Origin of the sequence: Nakamurella sp. UYEF19 (genome assembly GCF_040546275.1) — a bacterium.
GTDB lineage: Bacteria > Actinomycetota > Actinomycetes > Mycobacteriales > Nakamurellaceae > Nakamurella.
On sequence record NZ_JBEPNO010000005.1, the window covers coordinates 1 to 22238 of the forward strand.

Consider the following 22238-nt stretch of genomic DNA (forward strand, 5'->3'; position numbering starts at 1 on the left):
TGCGGCCGCTGTGGTGGTCGGGTCCGGAGCCACCCTTACCCGGCTGCGTCCTCACCGACAGCTGCGGCGAGCCTTCGGCCCACCTGGCTGTCGGTCTTTTTGTGCGGCCGCTGTGGTGGTCGGGTCCGGAGCCACCCTTACCCGGCTGCGTCCTCACCGACAGCTGCGGCGAGCCTTCGGCCCACCTGGCTGTCGGTGGTCGCCTCTAGCGTTCGTGTCAGTCAGCCGGATGGTCGTCCGGAGACACGAACCGGAGGTGTCATGCACATCGATTGCGATAGTTGTACGGTCCGCGGCGACGCCTGCTCGGGGTGCGTGATGACGGTTCTGCTCGGAATGCCGCAGACCGGTGTCGAGTGGGACGACACCGAGCGTCAGGCCCTCGGCGTGCTGGCTGCTTCCGGTCTCGTTCCCCCACTGCGGTTGGTGAGGGCCGTCGACCATCCTTCCCAGCAGGCCGGTTGACGACGCGCCGAGGTTCTTCGCTCCCCAAGTGATCCTTCTCACCGGCGTAGATCATCTCTGTATCTGCGGAGCACGGTTGGAGCCCCGCGAGGCGCACAAGTTCTATGGATGAACAAAAAGCCTTGAACTCTCATGCGCTCGACTGGACTCCAGCGTGTCCTTCTCGTAACCTGATCGAGATCTTCTGCGAAGGCCGCCAGTCAGGTGGCCTGGGAGATCACGCCGAATCGACGTCATCGAAAGCGTCGAACCGAGGACCCAGGTTTTATCGGGGTGAATCCTTCTCGTGGCAGTGCGCACGTGAGGGTAGGGCTACTTCCTGGCCCGAATCCGTCAGCTAACCCGGTAGGCGTCGAGGAGGAAAGGTGCGCCTCACTTGGCGACGCACGACCTGAACTTGCGTGTCCCAAAGTTTCGCAGAACCAGGACCCTGATCGCCGGCGTCACCGTGACCCTCGGCATCAGTCTGCTCGGTTCCCTCCCCGCGAACGCGGCACCGGAACCCGCACCACCCACGCCCGGCACCTCCAGTACGCCCAGCACCTCGGGCGATGCGAAGACGGCGTGGGAGAACAGCAGTCATCTGGCCGAGATCGCCAGTGAACAGGTCAACGGCGCCAAGCAGGCGCAGATCAGGGCCGAGCAGGGAGCCCGCAGGGCAGCCACTGATCTTGTCGCCGCGGAAAGCAAGGTGACCGCGACCCGTCAGAGCGTCGCATCCGCAACGGCCACGGTCGACTCCTACCAGAGCCAGCTCGATGCCTTCGCGAGCGCCAGCTTCCGGGGAGCCAACCTCAGCCAGCTCGGCGTGATCCTCACCGCGAAGTCGGCCGAGGACTTCCTGGACGAATCGACCGTGATGAACCGCGTCGCGGAGGACACCAAGCAGACCATGCAGCAGGCCATCGCGGCGAAGACGGCAGCGGCCGCAGCCAAGACCGACGCCGAAGCAGCTGAGTCTGCCTCGCTGGTTGCGAAGACCCAGGCAGACCAGGCGTCGGCCGCGGCCGCAACCGCGACCGCAACCGCCTCGGGCAAGAAGTCCGACCTCGACGCCGCCGTGGCTCGCTACAAGGACCTCTACAACAAACTGTCAGCGCAGGAGAAGGCCGCCGCCGCCGCGGCCGCAGAAAAGGTCCGTCAGGAGTCATTGGCCAGGGCCGCCGCTGCGCAGGCGCAAGCCGACGCCGATGCGGCTGCTGCCGCCAAGGCCGCAGCGACCACCACGGTCAGTTCTGCGACGGGCAGTACGCCGAGCCCATCGGGTTCGGCCGCGGCAGCAGCCAAGGCTGCGCCGATCCAGGGCGGGGACTCGGCGGGACAGATTGCAGCCGCTGCCGCGATGACCAAGATCGGTTTCGCCTACGTCTACGCCGCCGACGGCCCCAACGCCTACGACTGCTCCGGGTTGACCACCTGGGCCTGGGCCCAGGCGGGCATCAGCATTCCACGCGTCAGCTACGAGCAGGCGAACTTCCCCGAGGTGCCGCTGGACCAGCTGCAGCCGGGTGACCTGGTCACCTACTACTCGCCGGTCAGCCACGTCGCGATGTACGTCGGTGGCGGCATGGTGGTCAGCGCCGCCGACGAGTCGCTCGGCATCATCTACGTCCCGGTGGAGCGGGGCGGGCCGGATGCGACAGGCCACCGCGTGCCGCGCGGCTGAGCCACCACACACTGCCGCTGGGCCGTACACGATGGAGTCGACCCATACGGGAGACTTCATCTCGTGCGCCGAACGCTGCTCGTCACCAACGACTTCCCGCCCCGCCAGGGCGGTATCCAGTCGTACGTCCAGGCCCTGTCCGAACGATTGCCGGCTCAGGATCTGGTGGTCTACGCACCGGCCTGGCCGGGTGCTGCGGAATTTGATGCAGCGCAACGGTTCGAGGTGGTCCGTCACCCTGGATCGCTCATGCTGCCGGTGCCCTCGGTGGCCCGCCGCGCGGCAGAACTGATCCGCAGGCATCACCTCGAGGCGGTGTGGTTCGGCGCTGCCGCGCCGCTGGCACTGCTGACCCCCACGTTGCGGCGAGCCGGCATCGTCCGGTCGGTGGCCAGTACCCACGGACACGAGGTCGGATGGTCGATGCTGCCGGGGTCCCGTCAGGCCCTCCGATCGATCGGGCGCCACGTCGACGTGGTCACCTTCGTCAGCCGGTATGCCCGAGGCCGCATCGCGGCCGCACTCGGCCCGATGGCCGCGCTGGAGTACCTCCCTGCCGGAGTGGACACGGAGGTCTTCGCTCCGGATCCGGTGGGTCGGGCGCGGATCAGGGCGCAGTTCGGCCTCGGTGATCGCCCGGTGGTCGTGTGCATCTCCCGGCTGGTCGCCCGGAAGGGTCAGGACGTGCTGATCAAGGCGCTCCCGGCGATCATCGCGTCGGTGCCGGGGGCCGTCCTGCTGGTGGTCGGCGACGGACCCGATCGGGCCGCGCTCGAGCGCTCCGCCGCAGACCTCGGCGTGGCTGACCACGTCGTGTTCACCGGGGCCGTGCCCTGGCTCGAACTGCCGGCGCACTACGCCGCCGCCGATGTCTTCGCCATGCCCTGCCGCACGCGCGGCGGCGGGCTGGACGTCGAGGGACTGGGGATCGTGTTCCTGGAGGCTTCGGCCATGGAGTTGCCGGTGGTGGCCGGCGATTCGGGTGGTGCGCCGGAGGCCGTGCTCGACGGGGCGACCGGGGTGGTGGTTCCCGGTCGGGACGTCGACGCTGTCGCAGCGGCCGTCGTCGAGCTGCTGACCGACCGCGACACCGCACGGCAGTGGGGAACAGCCGGTCGGGAGTGGATCACCGGGCACTGGGACTGGCAGCGTTCGGCCGACCGGCTGGCGTCACTGCTGAGCTCCTGAGATTGCCCGCCCAGCGAGCCAACTACGGTGGTGGGCGTGAGGATCTCGTTCGTGTCCGATGTCCACGGCAACATCGACGGTCTGGCCAGGGTCGCCGAGAACGCGGAACAGCTGGTGGTCCTGGGCGACCTGCTGGACTACGTCGACTACCACGAACACGGCAACGGCATCCTCGGCGAGATCTTCGGTGCCGAGAAGGTACGGCAGTTCGCCACGTTGCGATCGAGCGGTTCTTTCCGGGACCTGCACGAGTACAACCGGACCCTCTGGGACTCACTCGACGACCCATCCGCCGTCCTCGCCGAGGTGGTCGAGACCCGCTACCGGGAGGTGCTCGAAGCCGTCGGGACCGATGCGCTGCTGATCCTGGGAAACGTGGACGTGGCCGCGGCGTGGCAGAACTCGGTCGGTGCCGAGCTGCCCAACCGTGATGGTCAGGTGATCGAGCTCGCCGGTCGCAGCTTCGGATTTGTCGCCGGCGGGTCCACGCGGCCCGGAATGCCCTGGCGGGCACCGGATCACGTCTGGCGACCGCTGGTCCGATCTGCCCAGGAGTTCGAGGCGGTGACGAGGAGCCTCGGCCCGGTCGATGTCCTCTGCTCGCACATCCCGCCGAACCTCGCGATGCTCCGATACGACCGATTCCCGGCGCGGATGGAGATGTACGGACCAGGGTTGCTGGAGTCGATCGATCAGTACGCGCCCCAGCTGTCGGTCTTCGGTCACGTCCACCAGCCGCTGGCCCAGCGGACCAGGCGGGGTCGCACCGAATGCGTCAACGTCGGGCACTTCCAGCGGTACCCGGTCGCCTTCGAGGTCGATTTCGACTGAGCGTCCAGCTGCGGCCGGAATCAACCGGCCCGCGCCCTGGGTAATCTTTGGCAATGGCCGACTCCTCAACCCAATCGCTGACCATGAACGCGGCCCCGGCTGCGATCATGGACGTCATCGCGGACTTCGCCGCCTATCCGGAGTGGACCGGCGCGGTGAAGAAGGTCGAGGTGACGGATCCCGGGCGGGGGACAAGGGCCAAGCGGGTCCGGTTCGGGCTGGATGCCGGCCTGATCAAGGACACCTACGAGCTCGAGTACACCTGGGCCGGTGATGGTCTGTCCGTCACGTGGGAGTTGGTCATCGGTCAGATGCAGAAGGCCCAGCACGGTTCCTACGTCCTGCGTGCCGGTGCGAGCGGAACCGAGGTCACCTACTCGCTGACCGTGCAGCTCAACGTTCCTCTGGTCGGGCCGCTCCGGCGCAAGGCCGAGCGCACCATCATGGATACCGCGCTCAAGGAACTCCGCAAGCGAGTAGAGAACGCGTGAGCACGAGTGAGCATCGCAGTGAGGGACGAGCGAGGAGCGGAGCGAGGAGCGATGAGCGCCTGCGCGAAGAGCCATCAGCGCCGAGTGAGCATCGCAGTGAGGGACGAGCGAGGAGCGATGAGCGCCTGCGCGAAGGGCCGTCAGCGCCGAGTGAGCATCGCAGTGAGGGACGAGCGAGGAGCGATGAGCGCCTGCGCGAAGAGCCGTCAGCGCCGAGTGAGCCGTCAGCGCTGAGAATCGTCCTGCACACCGGGAAGGGCGGGGTCGGCAAGACGACGATGTCCGCGGCAACCGCGCTCGCCGCGGCCCGCGCCGGACACCGGACGCTGCTGTTGTCGACCGACCCGGCCCACAGCGTGGCCGACGTGCTCGGCACGGAGGTCGGTGCTGAGCCGACCCCGGTGCCCGGAGTCGAGCGGCTCTGGGCCACCCAGGTCGATACGAGGGTCAGGTTCGAGCAGGCGTGGACGGATATCCGCGGCTACCTGGTCGGTGTGCTGGCCGCCCGGGGCATCGCGCAGGTGGAGGCCGAGGAGTTGACGGTGCTACCCGGCGCGGACGAGATCGTGGCCCTGCTCGAGGTGCACCGCTACGCGACCACCGGTGAGTTCGACGTCATCGTGCTCGACTGCGCACCGTCTGGGGAGTCACTCAAGCTGCTCGCGATGCCAGAGACGATCCGTTTCTACAGCGACAGGCTGATGGGCGCCCCGGTGCGCCTGATGCGCACGCTGGCAGCCGGTTTCGCCGGCTTGACCGGAAGCCGGGGCAAGGCCGACCAGGTCTCGGCCGGCGATGCCTCCGATGCGCTCGGTCGCCTGCTCGACCACCTGACGGCTGCGCGGGAGTTGTTGACGGACAACACCATCACCGGCATTCGAATAGTGGTGACGCCGGAGCGGGTGGTGATCGCCGAGGCCAGGCGGCTGCTGACGGCGCTGTCGCTGCACGGCTACGCAGTGGAAGCCGTGCTGGTCAACCGGGTACTGCCCGATCCTGCCGCTGGGGAGGGCGAGGGTGCGTTCCTCACCTCCTGGCGCGAGTCCCAGTCGCGGGTGATGCCGCTGATCGGCGAGTCGTTCGGTGGGCTCGGCCGCCACCAGGTGACCATGACCCCCGCCGAGCCGGTCGGTGTGGAACGACTCGCAGCCGTCGCTCTCGAGCTGTTCCGCGGCGACGATCCGGTCGGCGGGCGGATCCCCGTGCGGGAGCTGCGGACCGAGGGCGCCGACGGCCGCTACCGGTTGTGGATCTCCCTGCCACTGGTCGACCGGGCCGAGGTGGACCTGAGTCGCGCCGGAGACGATCTGGTCGTCACGGTCGGGCCGCACCGGCGCCGGATCACCCTGCCGTCCACCCTGCAGCGCTGCCGTACGTCAGGGGCCTCGTTCGTCGACGACTGTCTCGTCGTCGAATTCGAGGCCGATCCCGACCGGTGGCCCGCCGCACTGGCCGCCGGCCTACCTGCCGACATCACGCGGCCTGCCGACATCACGCTGCCTGCCGACATCACGCTGCCCGACGCACAGATCCTGCCCGAAGCACAGACCATGCCCAGTGACGACCTGGCCGGCGCCCGATGACGACGCCACCCGAGCACCCTGCGCATCCGGCCGTCGGGCCGTTGGCGGACGAGGCTGCGCAGTTGCTCGATGCCGTTGCTGCCCGACTGTCCACGATGAGGGCGAGACCGGTTGCGACGTCAGCGGAACCTCCCCTGGCGCCGACGGAGACGACCCCGCAGGACCGTCCGGGAGAGCTTCACCCCTGCCTCGGGTGGTGTCCGATCTGCCGAGGGGCGGAGCTGATGCGCGGCGACCGGTCCGAGGTCACCGAGAAACTCCTGGACACAGCGCTGCTGGTGGTCACCACTCTGCGATCGTTGATTCCCGAACAGCCTGCCGCTCCGGAGGCGTCCGGGCCCGACGACACGAACCCCCCGGCGCCGTCCGGCGTAGAACGGATCGACATCCGATGACCGGCACGGCTTCACCCGGCGGGATCCTGACGATCGGGATCGACATCGGCGGCACCTCGGTGCGCGCCGCCGTGATCGACGAGAACTGCGAGATCGTCGCCTCCCGACGGGCCTACACCCCGCGGACGGTGGCCGACACCGATGACGTGCTGTCCGGGCTCATCTCCGAGCTCGCGGCCGAGTACCCGGTCAGCGCAGCCGGTCTCGCGGTGGCTGGATTCGTCTCCACCGATCGCAGTCGGGTGATGTTCGCCCCCCACCTGGCCTGGCGTGGCGACCCGGTGCCGGCCCGCCTGACGGAGCGCCTCGGTCTACCGGTGGTGATGGACCACGACGTCAACTCCGCAGCCTGGGCGGAGTACATCGCCGGCGCCGGCCAGGGTTCGCCGGTCGCTCTGCTGGTCGCGCTCGGTACGGGCATCGGTGCGGGGCTGGTCATCGACGGCGTCGTCTACCGTGGCGCGCACGGCGTCGCGCCCGAGTTGGGGCACGTGGTCGTGGTGCCCGGGGGCCGGCCCTGCCCCTGCGGGAAGCGGGGCTGTTGGGAGCGGTACTGCTCCGGCACGGCGCTCGCGCAGACCGCGCTCGAGCTGTTGGCGGGCAACGAGTCCGACCCGCTGTTGCCACTCATCGCGGTCAGCGACCGGGCTGCCAGCCCGCTGGCAGCCCTGGCGCCGGGCGCCATCACCGGCACCATGGTCGCCGCTGCCGCGGCGGCGGGGGACCAGGTGGCTCTCGGCGCGATGGCCGATCTGAGCCGCTGGCTGGGCGTGGGTCTGGCGATGGCCACCGACATCCTCGACCCCGAGGTCATCGTCATCGGAGGTGGTGTTGCTGCTGCTGCGCCCTGGTACCTGCCGGCAGCCCGCCAGGATCTGAGCTCGGCGATCACCGGTGCCGGACACCGACCGGAGCCCAGGGTGGTGGTGGCCCAGTTCGGCGATCGGGCCGGCATCATCGGTGCCGCCCTGCTGGCCAGGGCCGCCCTCGTTCCGCACTGACCCGGCTAGAGGCGGGCGCCGTCGTCCCAGCCGTCGGCGTCGTCCGGATCGGATGCTCGGGGCCGTAGTCCATGGATCAGCATCCCGAAACCACCGATCAGGCAACCGATCCCGAGAAACAGCACGACATCTGGCGCGACCTCGACCAGGCTCGGGCGGATCAGCATCACCAGACCGAGGGCGAGGAAGATCAGGGCGACCACGGTGCGGCGCCGTGGTTTGGGTACCGGCGGCGGTTCGGGCGGGATGAAATGTGCGTCGTCGGCCTGCATCTCGGCTGCCAGTTCGGCCTGGCTCGCCTCGAACAGGGCTACCTCCTCGGCTCGCTGGGCGCGTCGCAGCTGCCGTCGGCGTTCCCGTTCGTCGGCCGCGTCCTGACTGTCCGACACAGCCGTCGGGGGGCGTTCGTCGGTGGGTCGGTCGTCGGTGGCCACCCGGCGACGGTCGATGGGCGGGCGGTCCGTGACTGACGGTGCGTCCCAGGACATCTGCCCGGAGATTCCGGAGATGATGGCCGCGAACTCGGCGTCGACCTCGGCGGCGGATCGCTCGCGGTCCGTCGGGTCCGGGTCGTCCGGAGGCAGGGCGCTCATCTCTACTGCTCCTTGGTGACGCGGCGGACGAAGGCGACCGATTCGTCGAAGATCAGGTCGGCGTCGTAGTCCAGGGTGGCGACGTGGTAGCTCCGCTCGAGCACGATCTCGGTGACGTCGGTCGAGGAGATCTTCTCGAGTATGAGGCGTGCGTTCTCCGGCTCCACCACGTGGTCGACCCTGGAGTGCAGGAGCAGCACGGGCAGAGCGATCCCGCCCAGGTCGGCCCTCGTCACGGCCCACCCCTTGCGCATCGCGTCGACTGCCTTCAGCGGTGTCCGGTCGTATCCGAATTCTGACGCGCCCGGTTTCGCGATGTCGTCGGTGATGCCCTTGAGCGACGGCACCAGATGTTTCAGCACCGGGAGTACGGCCATCTCCCTGCGCAGGCTCATCACCGCCGGATTGACCAGCACGATCCCGGCGATCGCCTCCGGGTACAGCTGGGCGAGGCGCAGGGTCAGGGTGCCGCCCATCGACAGTCCGCAGACCACCACCGACCGGCAGCGTTCTCGCAGCTCCGCGAGCGCGGCGGTCACGGCGCCGAGCCAGTCGTCGAAGGTGGTGCGGTTCATCTCCTGCCAGCTGGTGCCGTGGCCCGGCAGCAGGGGGAGCCGCACCGAGAATCCCTCGGTCACCATCCGATCGGCCCATGGACGCATGGACACGGGTGAGCCGGTGAATCCGTGACAGATCAGCACACCGATGTCGCCGGCGTCGACGCTCAGCGGTTGGGACGCCGTCGCCTTCGGTAACGACGTCATCGGGTCTCCCTGCGGGGCGTCCTGGCGGATGCGGGCGGGCCGGCGGATGACCGGCCCGGCCGGAAAGTCCGGCTGCTCTCCATCCTCCCAGATGATGTGCGTGGACGCGGCCCGCCGACCAGCACGATCAGCGTGCCAGCGCGTACGGTGATTCGAACACCGAAACCTGCAACTCGACCGGTATGCCGATCCAGAAGAGGGGCGCTCCTGCGTTGCTGTACTACCTGTGCAAATACGTGCTGATCGGACCTCTCCTGCGTCTGTTCTTCCCGGCCAAGGTGATCGGGGCCGAATACGTTCCGGCCGAGGGTGGCGTCATCCTGGTTGGCAACCACATCTCGGTGGCCGACTCCTTCTTCACCCCGCTGTTCGTCAAGCGTCGGGTGACCTTCCTGGCCAAGAGCGAGTACTTCACCGAGACCGGTCTGAAGGGTCGACTGAAGAAGGCCTTCTTCAACGGCGTCGGTCAGGTCCCGATCGATCGCGGTGGCGCGTCCGCGGCCCACGACGCGCTGATGACGGGTGTCCGCCTGCTCAAGGAGGGAAAGTGCCTCGGCATCTACCCCGAGGGCACCCGGTCACCGGACGGACGCCTCTACAAGGGCAAGACCGGAGTCGCCCGGATGGCCCTCGAGGCCGGCGTTCCGGTCGTCCCGCTGGTCATGATCGGTACCGACCGGGTCAACCCGATCGGCTCCAAGATCTGGCGGCCGCACCGCTACACGGCCATCTTCGGGCGTCCGTTGGAGTTCTCGCGGTACGAAGGCATGGCCGGCGACCGGTTCGTCGAACGCTCGATGACCGACGAGATCATGTATCGACTGATGGAGCTGTCAGGCCAGGAGTACGTCGACAAGTACGCCGCCAAGGTCAAGGCCGATCTGGAGGCCGCCAAGCTGGCCGAGCAGAACCGCAAGACCGGTCTGGTCGAGGGGCGCGGTCCTGGAACGGTGACCCGCCTACCGGGCACCAAGGCTGGCTGAGTGGTCCGGAAGCCGCCGGAAGGACCAGTTTCCCGGTATTTCTACGACTGCGAGTTCATCGAGGACGGTCGCACGATCGAGTTGATCTCGATCGGTGTCATCGCCGAAGACGGTCGTGAGTTCTACGCGGTGTCAACCGATTTCGATCCCGACACGGCCGGTCAGTGGGTTCGCCGCAACGTTCTGTCCAAGCTGCCCTCGCCGTCGGACCGGAGTTGGCGAAGTCGTACCCGGATCCGCGAGGATCTCTACGAATTCCTCGTCGAGCCGGGCCTGCCGATCGAGCTGTGGGCGTGGTACGCGGCGTACGACCACGTCGTGCTGGCCCAGCTGTGGGGTGCGATGCCGGCCATGCCGAACGAGGTCCCGCGGCTGACCCGGGAGATCCGGCAGCACTGGGAGGCGGCCGGGTGCCCGCCCATTCCGGACCCGGGAACCGACCGGCACAATGCCCTGGCCGACGCCCAGCTGGGTTTCGCGCGCTGGCAGGCGGCAGAGGCCGCGCTCAAATCCGCCTAGGCTGGACGACGTGAACTGGACCGTCGACATCCCGGCAGACATCCTGCCGTCGCTTCCCCCGCTGCCCGGAACCCTGCGCGCCGAGCTGGACAAGGCGCTGTCCCTGCCCGCGGCCCAGCAGCCGAGCTGGCCGGACTCCGAGCAGGTGCTGGCCGTGCGTGCGCTGCTGGAGTCGGTACCGCCGGTCACCGTCCCGCGCGAGGTCGACCGGTTGCACGCCCAACTGGCAGCCGTGGCCAGGGGCGAGGCCTTCCTGCTCCAGGGTGGCGACTGTGCCGAGACCTTCGTGGACAACACGGAACCGCACATCCGCGGCAACATCCAGACGCTGCTGCAGATGGCGGTCGTGCTGACCTACGGCTCGTCGATGCCGGTGGTCAAGGTGGCCCGCATCGCCGGGCAGTACGCGAAGCCGCGCAGCTCGGAGATCGACTCGCTCGGCCTGGCGTCCTACCGCGGCGACATCATCAACTCCCTGGCGACCACCCCGGAGGCGAGGGTCCCCGACCCGTCGCGGATGGTGCGGGCCTACGCCAACGCCTCCGCCGCGATGAACATGGTGCGTGCGCTCACCGGCGCCGGCATGGGGGATCTGGCCAGCGTCCACGAGTGGAACCAGGAGTTCGTCGCCACCTCCCGGGCCGGTGAGCGCTTCGAGCGGATGGCCGGCGAGATCGACCGGGCCATGCGGTTCATGTCAGCGTGCGGAGTCGACTCCCACTCCCTGCACTCGGTGGAGATCTTCTCGTCCCACGAGGCCCTGCTGCTGGACTACGAACGCGCGATGCTGCGATTGGAGACGACCGGGCCGGAGCCGCGCCTGTACGACCTGTCCGGCCACTTCCTCTGGATCGGTGAGCGGACCCGTCAGCTGGACGGTGCGCACATCGCGTTCGCCGAGATCCTGGCCAACCCGATCGGTCTGAAGATCGGCCCCGGCACCACGCCGGACCAGGCGGTCGAGTACGTGGAACGCCTCGATCCGCACGGCACCCCCGGCCGCCTGACGCTGATCTCGCGGATGGGCAACGGCAACGTCCGCGACGTGCTGCCGGCCATCATCGAGAAGGTCCAGGCCACCGGCCACCAGGTCATCTGGCAGTGCGACCCCATGCACGGCAACACGCAGGAGGCGTCGACCGGCTACAAGACAAGGCATTTCGACCGCATCGTGGACGAGGTCCAGGGCTTCTTCGAGGTGCACCGTGACCTCGGCACCCACCCCGGCGGCATCCACGTCGAGCTCACCGGCGAGAACGTCACCGAGTGCCTCGGCGGCGCGCAGGAGATCAGCGACGAGGATCTGGCCGACCGCTACGAGACGGCCTGCGACCCGCGCCTGAACACCCAGCAGTCCCTCGAGCTGGCCTTCCTGGTCGCAGAGATGCTTCGCAGCTGATGGGAGGCCGGGCCGAGCGCAGCGACGGGGGATGTCGCTGATGGGAATTCTGCGTCCCACCTTCTCGATCAGCGCCGCCGGCCTCGCGCCCGCCGCGCTGGTCTGGGAGCGGTACACGCGCCCGGCCCTCTGGTCGACCTGGTCACCCCAGATCGCCAGGGTCGACTGCGTCGACGAGGTGATCAGGGCCGGAAGCACCGGAGTGGTGCACGCCATCCACCCCACGCTCGGGCTGAAGATCCCGTTCGAGGTGACCGACCTCGACGAGGCGTCGATGGACTGGGCCTGGAACGCCCGGCTCCCGCTGGGGGTGACGCTGCACCTGCGGCATCTGGTCGAGACGGTGCCAGGAGCGGAGTCCGTTCCAGGAGTGCGGGGCAGCAGCCGCACCCGGCTCTGGGTGACCGGCCCGGCCCCCATCGCGCTCGGATATCTGCCGGTGGCCCAGCTCGCGCTGCGTGCACTGGTCCGCCAGGGCTGATCCGGCGGGATCAGGGGAAAGCGCTGACCTGGACGGTCGAGCCCGGTTCGACACGTGTTCCGCCATCGGGGATCTGGCCGATCACCGAGGCACCCGCACCGCCGAACATCGCGGCCAGACTGAGCTGCAGCCCGAGGTCCGACAGCTGCGTGCGCGCCTGCCCGACATCGCCTTTCGTCACGTCCGGCACGATCACGGCATTCGACAACGTCAGCACCACGGTCGCAGCAGCGGGATCGACCCGGCTCTCCGCGGCCGGCGTCGTGCCGACGACGTCGCCGGGACCGATGTCCGCGTCGAACACGGCGTCGCCGAAGGAGACGGTGAACCCGGCACTCGTCAGGTCCGCGGCGGCCTGACTCCTGGACTCGCCCCGGACGGTCGGGACGGTGATCGAGGAGGAGATGACCAACGACACCGACGACCCGCGGGCGACCAACTGGCCCTGCGCCGGATCGGTGCCGATGACCGCGCCGTCCTCGCTGAGCGCATCGAACCGGATTTCATCGGCGCCGACGGTGAAACCGGCCACCAGTAGCCTGTTCCGGGCGTCGTCGGGGTTTTTGCCCGAGACCTCCGGCACCGACTCCGGGGCCGGTCCCTTCGACCTGACGAGGACGACGACGCCTCCGATGGGCAGGGACGTGTCGGCGGTCGGGTCGGTGGCGAGCACGGCACCCGCCGGCACGACCGGGTCGTAGCGATCGGCGAGGACGTCGAAGGTTGGCGTCAGGTCGGCGGCAGTGACGACACCGGAGGCGTCCGCGGCGCTGCTACCCGGCGTGATGAGCGGCACGGACGGCCGCCCGGTGGATACCAGCAACTCGACGTCCGAGCCCCGTAGCAGCCGTGAACCCGGCGTCGGCCTGGTGTCGGCGACGGTGCCCTGGGCCACTGTGTCCGATGGTTCGGCACTGACGCGCGGAACGAGACCGGCGTCTCTCACCAGGTTCTCGGCCGACTGCTGATCGACCCCGACTGCGGGCGGTGAGTAGGCCCACCGACCGCTGCCCAGCCACCAACCGCCGACGGCGGCCGCCGCGCCCAGCAGCAGCACGATGATCGTCACGATCAGCCACCGGCGCAGCGCCGACCTCCGCCGTACCGGGCTGCCGTTCGGGGTGACCGGTGCCGCCGGGCGCTGGACGGCGTGGTCGAGGGTCGGCGAGGCGGTGGTGGAGTGGCGGACCGGCCCTCCGCCGGTGCCCCCGGCCCCGCGGACGGTGTTACCGACGCCGCCGACCACTGCAGTGCCCGGCCGGGCGGCCACCGTGCCGGACCTCGCCGGAGGGCCGCCCGCGTAGCCTGACCCAGGGCCGCCGCCCGGCACGATCCGCGTTCCGGTCGGACCGGCCGAGCTGGGCCGTACCGGCGGGCGTGACCGCGGGACCGGCACGGCCACCCGGGCCAGCCCGAGTCGGGCCCGTAGCGACACCAGCGAGGACAGGAACGCAGAAGCATCGCGCGGCCGAGCCATCGGGTCTCGGCGGGTGGCGGCCAGGACCAGATCGTCCAGTTCGAGCGGCACACCGGGCGCTTCGTCGGTCACCGGTGGGACGTCGGAGTGAACGTGTTGGTAGGCAACGGAAATGGCGTTGTCGCCGCGGTACGGTGTGTGACCGGTGAGCATCTCGAAGGCAACGATGCCGGCCGCGTAGACGTCCGACCGAGGATCGGAGGCCCCGGTGGCGACCTGCTCCGGCGAGAGGTAGGCGACGGTGCCCAGGATCACGTCACCCGTGGCCATCGTCTGCGAACTGACCGCCCGCACCAGACCGAAATCGGCGACCTTCACCTCGCCCTTCGACGAGATCAGCACGTTCTCGGGCTTGACGTCGCGGTGCACCAGACCCGCCGAGTGGGCGGCACCCAGGGCGGCCAGCAGCGGTTCCATGATCGACATCGTCACCGAGACCGAGAGCGCGCCGGACTGGTGCATCAGGTCGCGGAGCGTGCCTCCGTCGACGAGTTCCATCACCAGGAACACCACGTCACCGTCGCGGCCCTGGTCGTAGACGCCGACGACGCCACGGTGTGCGACGCCGGCCGCCAACCTGGCCTCGCGCTCGAACCTGGTCAGGAAACTCGGGTCCGAAGCGAAGGCTGGTTTCATCACCTTGATCGCCACCGGCCGGTCGAGCCGCAGATCGGACCCACGGTAGACGGTCGACATGCCGCCACGGGCGATGATCGCCCCCACCCGGTAGCGGCCGTCGAGGACGGCGCCGATCAACGACGATCCCGCCGTCGCTCCACCCGAGGTACCCACGACATTTGATCCTGCCAGGGCCGGGGCCCGGACCGCCGCGGTTCCGTCCCCGAGTCGGGGATCAGTTCGACTCGTCACGGTCGGAGGTGGCACGCTGGACGTCGTGTCCACCTCGTCATCTCGACCCCCGTCGCCATCTCGACCCATGTCCTCACCATCGGCTGCCGACCCGGCCCCCGACACCGGACCGCCCACGCTGGCTCCGGTGCCCGACATCGCCTCGGCACTGGGCATGATCGTCACCCGGGTGCACCAGCTGCTCCGGGAGCGTCAGATCGTCGCGACGCGGGTCGACGGAGTGCTGCGTGTCCCGAAGGAATTCGTCAAGGACGGACTGGTGGTCAAGGGTCTCCCGTCCACCATCACGCTGCTCTCCGACGCCGGCTACACCGATCCGGAGATCATCGACTGGCTGTTCGAGGCCGACGACTCGCTGCCGGGTCGGCCGATCACCGCGCTGCGGGAGAACCGCGGCCGTGAGGTGCACCGTCGGGCCCAGGCCGCCGGGTTCTGAGTCCTTACCTCTCAGAAGCTGCGGGCCGTCGCGGCCATGGCCAGCCTGCGCAGCTGCGTGGCCGCCGCCGGCGCGATCAGCGGGCTTCCGGAAGCATCCGTCTCGGCCAGCGCCAGAAGACCGGTCGCGTAGAGCTCCTCGATCCGGCTCTCGACCTCGGCCGGCGCGCTCGTCGAGGCGATCAGGTCGGTCAACCGGCTGACGCCGTCCGGCCCCGGATCAGTGCCGAGATTCCGGTCCAGATCGGCCAGCAGCGCCGGATTGCTTCGAAGGTCGGCCCGGGCCAGGGCCAGCAGCACCGTTTTCTTGCCCTCGACCAGGTCGTCACCTGCCGGTTTGCCGGTGACCGCCGGGTCGCCGAACACCCCCAGCAGGTCGTCCCGCAGTTGGAACGCCACTCCGATGGAGGCTCCGTAACGGCGGAGGGCGGCGATGGTGGCGGCGGTGGCACCGGCCAGCGCAGCACCGAGGTGCAGCGGACGCTCGACCGTGTAGGCGGCCGTCTTGTACCGGTTGACGACCATCGCGTCGGACGCTGCGATCTCCGGATCCGGCGACTCGTCGGCCGAGATCCGGAGGTCGAGCATCTGACCGGCGAGGACCTCGGTGCGCATCGCCCGCCAGGCGGAAAGGGCCGCCGGCGGGTCGCCCACCAGCCTCAGTCCGTCGGAGAACAGGTCGTCGGCCCAGGCCAGCGCGAGGTCGCCGAGGAGCAGGGCTGCGGAGAAGCCGAAGTGTTCTGCGTCACCGGACCAGCCGCGGTCCACGTGCATCTCGGCCACCGCCCGGTGCACGCTCGGTGCTCCGCGACGGGTGTCGGACCGGTCGATGATGTCGTCGTGGATGAGGGCGCAGGCCTGGATCAGCTCCAGGGCGGCTGCGGCCTTGATCACCCCGGGCGGCGGTCCCTGCAGCGCCGGATCTCCGCCTGCTGCGGCCCAACCCCAGCACAGGAACTGCGGCCGGAGGCGTTTTCCGCCGGCCCCGAGGTGGGCGATCAGCCGATCGATGTCGTCGGTGAGCCGGGGGTCGATGGCCCGGACCTCGTCGCGGCGGGACGCCAGTTCCGCGGTCAGGACCGACTCGACGGCGACCACCGGATCTGCGGTGTCAGTCGTCAGGCGTGGTGGTTGCACGGACCCAGTCTGCCGGACCGATACTGTGACACCCATGGTGACCGTCCGCGACCGTTTGGCCGCGCCCGGCCCTCATTTTTCGGTCGAGTTCTTCCCGCCCCGTGACGACGCCGAGGAGTCGACCCTCTGGCTCGCCATTCGCAAGCTCGAACCGCTGCGTCCGGCCTTCGTGTCGGTCACCTATGGCGCGGGCGGGTCGCGACGCGACCGGACCATCCGGATCACCGAGCGGATCGCGGCCGAGACGACGCTGCTCCCGGTGGCCCACCTCACCGCGGTCGGGCACTCGGTCGCCGAACTCCGTCACGTCATCGGTTCCTACGCGTCCGTCGGCGTGCGAAACATCCTGGCGCTGCGCGGGGATCCGCCGGGGGAGGACCCCGGCGCGGAGTGGATCGCCCACCCGCAAGGCCTGAACCACGCCAGCGATCTGGTGGCCCTGACGCGGTCGCTCGGTGACTTCAGCGTCGGTGTCGCTGCGTTCCCCGACATGCATCCGCGCTCGCGTGATCTCGAGTCCGACACCCGCTACTTCGCCCAGAAGGTCGCGGCCGGCGCGGACTACGCGATCACCCAGATGCTGTTCTCCGCCCAGGATTTCGTGGATCTGCGGGACAGGTCGGTTGCGGCCGGCGCGGACGTCCCGATCCTGCCGGGCATCATGCCGGTGACCTCGTACGGCCGCCTGATGCGCATCATCGAACTGTCCGGCCAGCGGGTTCCCGAAGATCTCGCCGAGCAGCTTCTCGCTGTCAAGGGTGACGCCGCGGCCGGGCGGGAAATCGGTATGGCCCATGCGATCCGCATGTGCGAGCAGTTGCTCGCTGCCGGTGCCCCCGGTCTGCACTTCTACACGTTCAACCGTTCCAAGGCGACGTTGGAGGTCTTGGGCGCCCTCGGCATGACGCAGGTGCCCGCCCTCCAGAGCTGACTGCCGCGCGACCGCACCTGCTCCAGACCTGATCTGCTCTCGGCTCGATCTGCCACAGACCTGAACTGCGACAACGGACGAGGGGAGCGGCCATGGAGTTGGACACCGTGCAGCGCGCGTTCGGTCTGTCGTCGCTGGTCCTGATCGTCGCGCTGATCGCCATCCGGCTCTCCCGCCGGCTCGGCCTGCCCTCGCTGCTGCTGTACCTGGGCATCGGCATCCTGCTGGGCAACCGCGGACTGGGCATCCAGTTCTCCGACACCGTCCTCACCGAGCAGCTCGGGCTGGCGGCACTGGTATTCATCCTGGCCGAGGGCGGCCTGACCACCCGCTGGGCCAACGTCCGGCCGGCCCTCGGGCTCGGGTCCGCGCTGGCGACCGTGTCGGTCGTGGTGAGCATCGCCATCGCCGGGGCCGGGGTGCACCTGCTGCTCGGGACCGCGCTGGACATGGACTGGCGCACTTCGCTGCTGTGGGGAGCCGTGCTGTCCAGCACGGATGCCGCAGCGGTGTTCTCGGTGCTCCGCGGCGTCGGCGTCAAACCGAAGCTGGCGGCTGCACTCGAGCTGGAATCCGGGCTGAACGACGCGCCGGTCGTCATCGCGGTGCTGCTGCTGGCCGGCACCACCGCGCTGCACTGGACCGACCCGCTGCTGGTCGTCTACGAGCTCATCGCCGGCGCCGCCATCGGCGGAGCCATCGGATTCGCCGGTGGGTGGAGTCTGCGCCGCGGCGCTCTGCCCGCCGCCGGTCTCTACCCGCTCGCCACCCTCGCCCTGATCGGCGGCGCCTACGCAGCCGGCCAGTACCTGCACGCGTCCGGCTTCCTGGCGACGTACATCGCGGCGGTGATCCTGGGCAACTCCCGCCTCCCGCACCGCGCTTCGACGCTTTCGTTCGCGGAGGGATTCGGGTGGATCGCGCAGATCGGCCTGTTCGTCCTGCTCGGCCTGTACGTCGACCCGTACGAGCTGCCCAAGGCCCTGCTGCCCGGCGCCGCCATCGGCCTGCTGGTCCTGATCGTCGCGCGGCCGCTGTCGGTGATCGCCGCCGCGCTGCCGTTCCGGATGACGTGGCGGGAACAGGCGTTCCTGTCCTGGTCGGGACTGCGCGGTGCGGTGCCGATCGTGCTGGCCCTGATCCCGCTGATGGTGCGGAACGACGCGCAGTCCCGGTCGATGGTGAACATCATCGTGGTGGTGGTGGTCATCTACACCCTCGTGCAGGGCACGAGTCTGCCCTGGGTGGCCCGCAAGCTCGACGTCATCCAGCCTGGTCAGGCCACCGAGATCCAGGTCGAGGCGGCTCCCCTGGAGGAGATGAACGCTCAGGTGCTGCAGATCACCGTGCCCCCGGAATCGCGCATGCACGGCGTCTACGTGTCGGAACTGCGGCTGCCGGCCGGAGCGACCATCGCGCTGATCGTCCGGGATGGCGCGCCGGTACCGGTGGCGCCGACGGTGCGCCTCCAGTCGGGTGATCAGTTGCTCGTCGTCACTCCCGAACGCGACCGGCCGCAGACCGAACGCCGCCTGCGGGCGGTCAGCCGCGGGGGCGCACTGGCGTCGTGGTTCGGCGAGCGCGGGGACCGAGCCGACGGGTGAGGAAGGCCTGATCGGGCTCGCCCGGTCCGGGGATGGTCCGATTCTTTGGGACACTGACGGGGTGAACAGATCCAACGAGCCGGAACCGGTGCCCGGCGAGGCGCCCGAAACCGCCGGTGACGCAGCGGCTGTGACTCCCGCGACGAACACCGAAGACGCTGCGGGCGCTGATGTCGCAGGGGTTCTGGAAGTGCCGCTCGGGCCCAAGCGACTCGGGCTGGTGGCCACCCTTGCCGCGATCATCATCGTGTTGGACCAGGTGACCAAGCTGCTGGTGGTGGCCAACCTGGATCCGCTGGGTGAGCCGAAGAGGATCCTGGGCGGCATCGTCTACCTTTCGCTGTTCCGCAACGCGGGGGCCGCGTTCTCCACCGCCACCGGGGTGACCTGGCTGCTCGCGCTGGTGGCCATCGCAGTGGTGGTCGTCATCATCCGGATGGCCAGCAAGCTGCGCTCGACGGCCTGGGCGATCGCGCTCGGGCTGGTGCTGGGCGGGGCCATCGGCAATCTGATCGACCGCATCTTCCGTTCGCCGGGTTTCCTGCGTGGGCACGTGGTCGACTTCATCTCCCTCTTCGAGCCCGACGGTCGTCATTTCGCCGTCTTCAACGTGGCCGACTCGGGGATCACCCTTGGCGCTGTCGCCCTGGTGATCACCGCGATCCTGGGCATCGACATGGACGGCCGGCGTGGCCAGAGCAGGAAGAAGGAAGCAAGCAGTGGCTGACCGCAGGGAACTTCCGGTACCGGACGGACTCGACGGTATGCGTGCCGACGCCGGTCTGGCCCGACTGCTCGGCATCAGCCGGACCAGCGTCGGGGTGATGATCGACTCCGGCAACGTGCTCGTGAACGGCGACGTGGCCGGCCGATCCGACCGACTGAGCCCCGGGATGTGGCTAGAGATCACCCTGCCCGAGCCGGATCGCCCGCTCGTGGTGGTCCCGCAGCGGGTCGACGGACTCGAGATCCTCTACCAGGACGCGGATATCGTGGTTGTGGACAAACCGGTCGGCGTCGCGGCGCATCCCAGTCCCGGCTGGAACGGCCCGACCGTGCTGGGAGCGCTTGCCGCACTGGGGGTCTCGCTCGCCACGTCCGGCTCGGAGGAGCGTCAGGGCATCGTCCACCGACTGGACGTCGGGACCACCGGGGTGATGGTGGTCGCGAAGAGCGAGCGCGCCTACTCGGTGCTCAAGGACGCCTTCCGCGACCGGACGGTGGAGAAGATCTACCACGCGATCATCCAGGGCTACCCCGACCCGAGTTCCGGGACGATCGACGCCCCGATCGGACGGCACCCCAAGGCGGACTGGAAGTTCGCCGTGGTCGCCGGTGGTCGGGACAGCATCACGCACTACGACACGCTCGAGGTCTTCCGCTCCGCGACCCTGGTCGAGGTGCACCTGGAGACCGGTCGCACCCATCAGATCCGGGTGCACTTCTCGGCCATGCACCACCCCTGCGTCGGCGACACGACCTACGGCGCAGACCCGGTCCTGACGGCCCGCCTCGGCCTGTCCCGGCAGTGGCTGCACGCGCACCAGCTCGCGTTCGCCCACCCCGACGACGGACGGCGGGTTTCGTTCGTCAGCCCCTACCCGGCGGACCTGGTCCACGCGAAGGACCTGCTCGCGGCCGGCTGAGTGAGACCTGGTCCTTCGGCCCCGACTCAGGCCGGTCCGAAGCCCCAGGTGACGGTCCGGTTGGCCAGATCGGGACGGACGCTCCAGCGCAGCTCGGTGACCTCGGTCGCCGCCGGGACCAGGAACACCGTCCATCCCGAGACCAACGAGTTGGCTGCCACGCCGACCCGATGGGCCGGGTATCCGCCCACGGCCATGGCGGCCTTCGGCAGGATGTCGCCGGCGCTGCCGACCAGGACCAGGTAGAGATCGGGCAGCGACTCGTAGTCGATCGGTCCGCGGTTGCCGATGGACGTCTGCACCAGCAGCGCCCGCTCGCCGGCCTCGAGTCGGTAGCCGACCGACGTCAGGATCGCGTCGGCCGGGTCGATGATGCCCATCAGGCTGACATCGAGGTGCTCGCCGAACAGGCCGACGATCGACTGGGTCGGCTGGCCGGAGACCATCACCCGGCTGGTCGGGGACGCGGCGGGTGGCGCTGATTCCGTCGGCGTCGGGGGGAACTCGCGCACTTCGGCTGCTGCGGCCGGGGTGGGCTCTGCGGCGGCGGGTTCTGACGGGGCGGGCTGCGGTGGGGCGGGTTCTGCCGGGGCCGGCGTCGGCGTCAGATCGAGATGTGAAGCAGGCGGGGTGAAGTCGGCCAGCACGGAGGGCGGGAACAACGGCGGCAACGGCGTGACCACCGGGGACCCCGACGTGATCGGAGCGGGCGGTGTCGTGTCCTGCGAGCTGGTCCCCTCGAGTTCGTCGTCGTCCCGGCTCGGCGGTGGATAGGACTGCGTCATCTCCGGTTCGTCGGAGCGGACCCAGGCCGACGTACCCGGGAGTCCCCAGGTCGATGGGCCGCCCGGCACAGCTTCGGCAGGTGATGCACTCTCGGCCGGCGGGGCCTCGCCTGGCGGAGCCGTCGTCGTGGCTGGTTCGACCGGAGGCGTGGGGGGTGCCGCGGGTGGCTCGACGAGGGTGTCGCTCGCCCCGAAAGGGGGCTGTCCCAACGGAACCGCACCGGCGATGGCCTGCTCGTGGGGCGGTACTGCCGACGCGGGCGGGAGAACGACCGGCGGGGGGGCCATGGGCGGGGGCGACATCGAAGGGGGAGCCATCGGCTGGGGCGACATCGACGGGGGCGACATCGGCGGCAGCGGGATCTGTTGGACGGGTTGGCTTTCGACCGGTACAGGCGGCGCGGGTGCGGCTGGCGGCGCAGGTTCCGGAGCGGCCCAGGTGGCCTGGGAACCCGTCTGCGCCCCCACCGGGATCTGCCCGCTCGACAGGTCCGGTGCGGGCGTGGGGGGCTGGGGTGTCGGTTCGGGCGCGACCGGCGCGACCGGCGCAGCAGGCGGCGCCGGTTCGGGCGTCGGTGCGGCACCGGGAAGCGGGAAACCGCCGGTGGCCGGTCCGGCCTGGGCGATTCGCCACAACAGCTGCCGGTCACCCTCGGCGACCAGTCGCAACGGCATGCCGCGTTCGGCCATCGTGACGAACCGGGTGGCCGCCTCGGTCTGGCTCATCCGGGCGTTCCAGGCGGCCTGCGGCAACCCGATGGAACCGTTGTTGATGATCTCCGCCAGCAGGCGCAGGTCATCGGTGTCCGGCACGGGCCGTCCTTGCGCAGAGTCAGGTGTCGTCACTGGTGGGACGCTACCCGCCGACCGTGCCCGATGTCTGCACCGATGTCCCTGCGGATGTCGCGCCCGAGTGCCTTTCATCCAGGACTGTCCAGGACCGTCCGGGGACTGTCGGGGCGGCGTGTTAGAACGGTGTCGGTCGTCGGCGACG

The 22238-nt window shown here is 69.5% G+C and carries 22 protein-coding genes and 1 riboswitch; of the genes, 17 read left to right on the forward strand and 5 right to left on the reverse strand.

Translation table 11 applies throughout. The features are described from left to right. Positions 1-318: 318 nt before the first annotated feature. The 8 genes from ABIB25_RS09800 to ABIB25_RS09835 all read left to right on the forward strand — a co-directional run bounded on the left by ABIB25_RS09800 (position 319) and on the right by ABIB25_RS09835 (position 7620). Entirely contained in the window at positions 319-465 is a 147-nt protein-coding gene (locus tag ABIB25_RS09800) for a hypothetical protein (protein ID WP_354528261.1), read from the forward strand. A 210-nt stretch (positions 466-675) separates the two neighbouring features. Then, positions 676-832: riboswitch (cyclic di-AMP (ydaO/yuaA leader) on the forward strand. 30 nt (positions 833-862) lie between these two features. Next, entirely contained in the window at positions 863-2131 is a 1269-nt protein-coding gene (locus ABIB25_RS09805; RefSeq protein WP_354528262.1) for a C40 family peptidase, read from the forward strand. A gap of 63 nt (positions 2132-2194) precedes the next feature. After that, positions 2195-3319 carry a glycosyltransferase family 4 protein gene (locus ABIB25_RS09810; protein WP_354528263.1) on the forward strand — a complete coding sequence of 375 codons (1125 nt, stop codon included), beginning with the start codon at positions 2195-2197 and terminating at the stop codon, positions 3317-3319. Positions 3320-3355: 36 nt separating this feature from the next. Continuing rightward, positions 3356-4150, forward strand: coding sequence for a metallophosphoesterase family protein (locus ABIB25_RS09815; RefSeq protein ID WP_354528264.1), 795 nt, complete (start codon positions 3356-3358; stop codon positions 4148-4150). Between the two features lie 53 nt (positions 4151-4203). After that, positions 4204-4641, forward strand: a complete 438-nt coding sequence (locus tag ABIB25_RS09820) for an SRPBCC family protein (RefSeq protein ID WP_354528265.1) — start codon at positions 4204-4206, stop codon at positions 4639-4641. Then, complete coding sequence (locus ABIB25_RS09825; protein ID WP_354528266.1) at positions 4638-6224, forward strand: ArsA family ATPase; 1587 nt, start codon at positions 4638-4640, stop codon at positions 6222-6224. Before ABIB25_RS09820 ends, ABIB25_RS09825 begins: the two co-directional genes overlap by 4 nt. Next, positions 6221-6619, forward strand: coding sequence for a hypothetical protein (locus ABIB25_RS09830; RefSeq protein ID WP_354528267.1), 399 nt, complete (start codon positions 6221-6223; stop codon positions 6617-6619). The genes ABIB25_RS09825 and ABIB25_RS09830 overlap by 4 nt, the downstream gene beginning before the upstream one ends. Then, positions 6616-7620, forward strand: coding sequence for an ROK family protein (locus ABIB25_RS09835; RefSeq protein ID WP_354528268.1), 1005 nt, complete (start codon positions 6616-6618; stop codon positions 7618-7620). Before ABIB25_RS09830 ends, ABIB25_RS09835 begins: the two co-directional genes overlap by 4 nt. Before the next feature lie 5 nt (positions 7621-7625). Here ABIB25_RS09835 and ABIB25_RS09840 read toward each other — a convergent pair whose 3' ends face one another. Together ABIB25_RS09840 and ABIB25_RS09845 are read right to left on the reverse strand one after the other, a co-directional pair. Next, positions 7626-8213, reverse strand: coding sequence for a hypothetical protein (locus tag ABIB25_RS09840; protein WP_354528269.1), 588 nt, complete (start codon positions 8211-8213; stop codon positions 7626-7628). A gap of 2 nt (positions 8214-8215) precedes the next feature. After that, positions 8216-8977, reverse strand: a complete 762-nt coding sequence (locus ABIB25_RS09845; protein WP_354528270.1) for an alpha/beta hydrolase — start codon at positions 8975-8977, stop codon at positions 8216-8218. A gap of 212 nt (positions 8978-9189) precedes the next feature. Here ABIB25_RS09845 and ABIB25_RS09850 point away from each other — a divergent pair, with 212 nt between their 5' ends. The 4 genes from ABIB25_RS09850 to ABIB25_RS09865 are packed head-to-tail and all read left to right on the forward strand — an operon-like array spanning position 9190 to position 12359. Next, on the forward strand, positions 9190-9960 hold the full coding sequence (locus ABIB25_RS09850) for a lysophospholipid acyltransferase family protein (RefSeq protein ID WP_354528462.1): 771 nt from the start codon (positions 9190-9192) through the stop codon (positions 9958-9960). Further along, positions 9961-10479 (forward strand): polyadenylate-specific 3'-exoribonuclease AS, encoded by a 519-nt coding sequence (locus ABIB25_RS09855; RefSeq protein ID WP_354528271.1) that lies wholly within the window; start codon positions 9961-9963, stop codon positions 10477-10479. It begins immediately after the preceding gene. A 10-nt stretch (positions 10480-10489) separates the two neighbouring features. After that, a complete protein-coding gene (locus tag ABIB25_RS09860; protein ID WP_354528272.1) occupies positions 10490-11878 on the forward strand; it encodes a class II 3-deoxy-7-phosphoheptulonate synthase in 1389 nt (462 codons plus the stop codon). 40 nt (positions 11879-11918) lie between these two features. Beyond that, the gene (locus ABIB25_RS09865) at positions 11919-12359 is read left to right on the forward strand and encodes an SRPBCC family protein (protein WP_354528273.1); all 441 of its coding nucleotides are present in this window, start codon (positions 11919-11921) and stop codon (positions 12357-12359) included. Positions 12360-12369: 10 nt separating this feature from the next. On the opposite strand, the gene ABIB25_RS09870 is transcribed toward ABIB25_RS09865, so the two are convergent. Next, a complete protein-coding gene (locus ABIB25_RS09870; RefSeq protein WP_354528274.1) occupies positions 12370-14628 on the reverse strand; it encodes a PASTA domain-containing protein in 2259 nt (752 codons plus the stop codon). 145 nt (positions 14629-14773) lie between these two features. Here ABIB25_RS09870 and ABIB25_RS09875 point away from each other — a divergent pair, with 145 nt between their 5' ends. Continuing rightward, positions 14774-15142: an Rv2175c family DNA-binding protein gene (locus ABIB25_RS09875; RefSeq protein WP_354528275.1), complete on the forward strand. Its 369-nt coding sequence runs from the start codon at positions 14774-14776 to the stop codon at positions 15140-15142. An 11-nt stretch (positions 15143-15153) separates the two neighbouring features. Here the strand turns inward: ABIB25_RS09875 and ABIB25_RS09880 are convergent, their stop codons facing one another. Then, entirely contained in the window at positions 15154-16278 is a 1125-nt protein-coding gene (locus ABIB25_RS09880) for a polyprenyl synthetase family protein (RefSeq protein WP_354528276.1), read from the reverse strand. 34 nt (positions 16279-16312) lie between these two features. Here ABIB25_RS09880 and metF point away from each other — a divergent pair, with 34 nt between their 5' ends. The 4 genes from metF (at position 16313) to ABIB25_RS09900 (ending at position 20459) form a co-directional block, all read left to right on the forward strand. Then, positions 16313-17209, forward strand: coding sequence for a methylenetetrahydrofolate reductase [NAD(P)H] (gene metF / locus ABIB25_RS09885; RefSeq protein ID WP_354528277.1), 897 nt, complete (start codon positions 16313-16315; stop codon positions 17207-17209). A gap of 92 nt (positions 17210-17301) precedes the next feature. Then, positions 17302-18813 (forward strand): potassium/proton antiporter, encoded by a 1512-nt coding sequence (locus ABIB25_RS09890; RefSeq protein ID WP_354528278.1) that lies wholly within the window; start codon positions 17302-17304, stop codon positions 18811-18813. Positions 18814-18874: 61 nt separating this feature from the next. Beyond that, positions 18875-19540 (forward strand): signal peptidase II, encoded by a 666-nt coding sequence (gene lspA / locus ABIB25_RS09895; RefSeq protein ID WP_354528279.1) that lies wholly within the window; start codon positions 18875-18877, stop codon positions 19538-19540. A gap of 37 nt (positions 19541-19577) precedes the next feature. Further along, complete coding sequence (locus tag ABIB25_RS09900) at positions 19578-20459, forward strand: RluA family pseudouridine synthase (RefSeq protein WP_502919785.1); 882 nt, start codon at positions 19578-19580, stop codon at positions 20457-20459. Positions 20460-20485: 26 nt separating this feature from the next. Here the strand turns inward: ABIB25_RS09900 and ABIB25_RS09905 are convergent, their stop codons facing one another. Then, positions 20486-22057, reverse strand: a complete 1572-nt coding sequence (locus ABIB25_RS09905) for a hypothetical protein (RefSeq protein ID WP_354528281.1) — start codon at positions 22055-22057, stop codon at positions 20486-20488. Between the last annotated feature and the right edge of the window lie 181 nt (positions 22058-22238).

Excerpts from the sequence above, each read along its gene's own strand:
- ABIB25_RS09800 (WP_354528261.1), top strand. The coding sequence starts at position 319 with ATGACGGTTCTGCTCGGAATGCCGCAGACCGGTGTCGAGTGGGACGAC.
- ABIB25_RS09820 (WP_354528265.1), top strand. The coding sequence starts at position 4,204 with ATGGCCGACTCCTCAACCCAATCGCTGACCATGAACGCGGCCCCGGCT.
- ABIB25_RS09830 (WP_354528267.1), top strand. The coding sequence starts at position 6,221 with ATGACGACGCCACCCGAGCACCCTGCGCATCCGGCCGTCGGGCCGTTG.
- ABIB25_RS09835 (WP_354528268.1), top strand. The coding sequence starts at position 6,616 with ATGACCGGCACGGCTTCACCCGGCGGGATCCTGACGATCGGGATCGAC.
- ABIB25_RS09840 (WP_354528269.1), bottom strand. The coding sequence starts at position 8,213 with ATGAGCGCCCTGCCTCCGGACGACCCGGACCCGACGGACCGCGAGCGA.
- ABIB25_RS09845 (WP_354528270.1), bottom strand. The coding sequence starts at position 8,977 with ATGACGTCGTTACCGAAGGCGACGGCGTCCCAACCGCTGAGCGTCGAC.
- ABIB25_RS09865 (WP_354528273.1), top strand. The coding sequence starts at position 11,919 with ATGGGAATTCTGCGTCCCACCTTCTCGATCAGCGCCGCCGGCCTCGCG.
- ABIB25_RS09875 (WP_354528275.1), top strand. The coding sequence starts at position 14,774 with ATGTCCTCACCATCGGCTGCCGACCCGGCCCCCGACACCGGACCGCCC.
- metF (WP_354528277.1), top strand. The coding sequence starts at position 16,313 with ATGGTGACCGTCCGCGACCGTTTGGCCGCGCCCGGCCCTCATTTTTCG.
- ABIB25_RS09890 (WP_354528278.1), top strand. The coding sequence starts at position 17,302 with ATGGAGTTGGACACCGTGCAGCGCGCGTTCGGTCTGTCGTCGCTGGTC.
- ABIB25_RS09900 (WP_502919785.1), top strand. The coding sequence starts at position 19,578 with ATGCGTGCCGACGCCGGTCTGGCCCGACTGCTCGGCATCAGCCGGACC.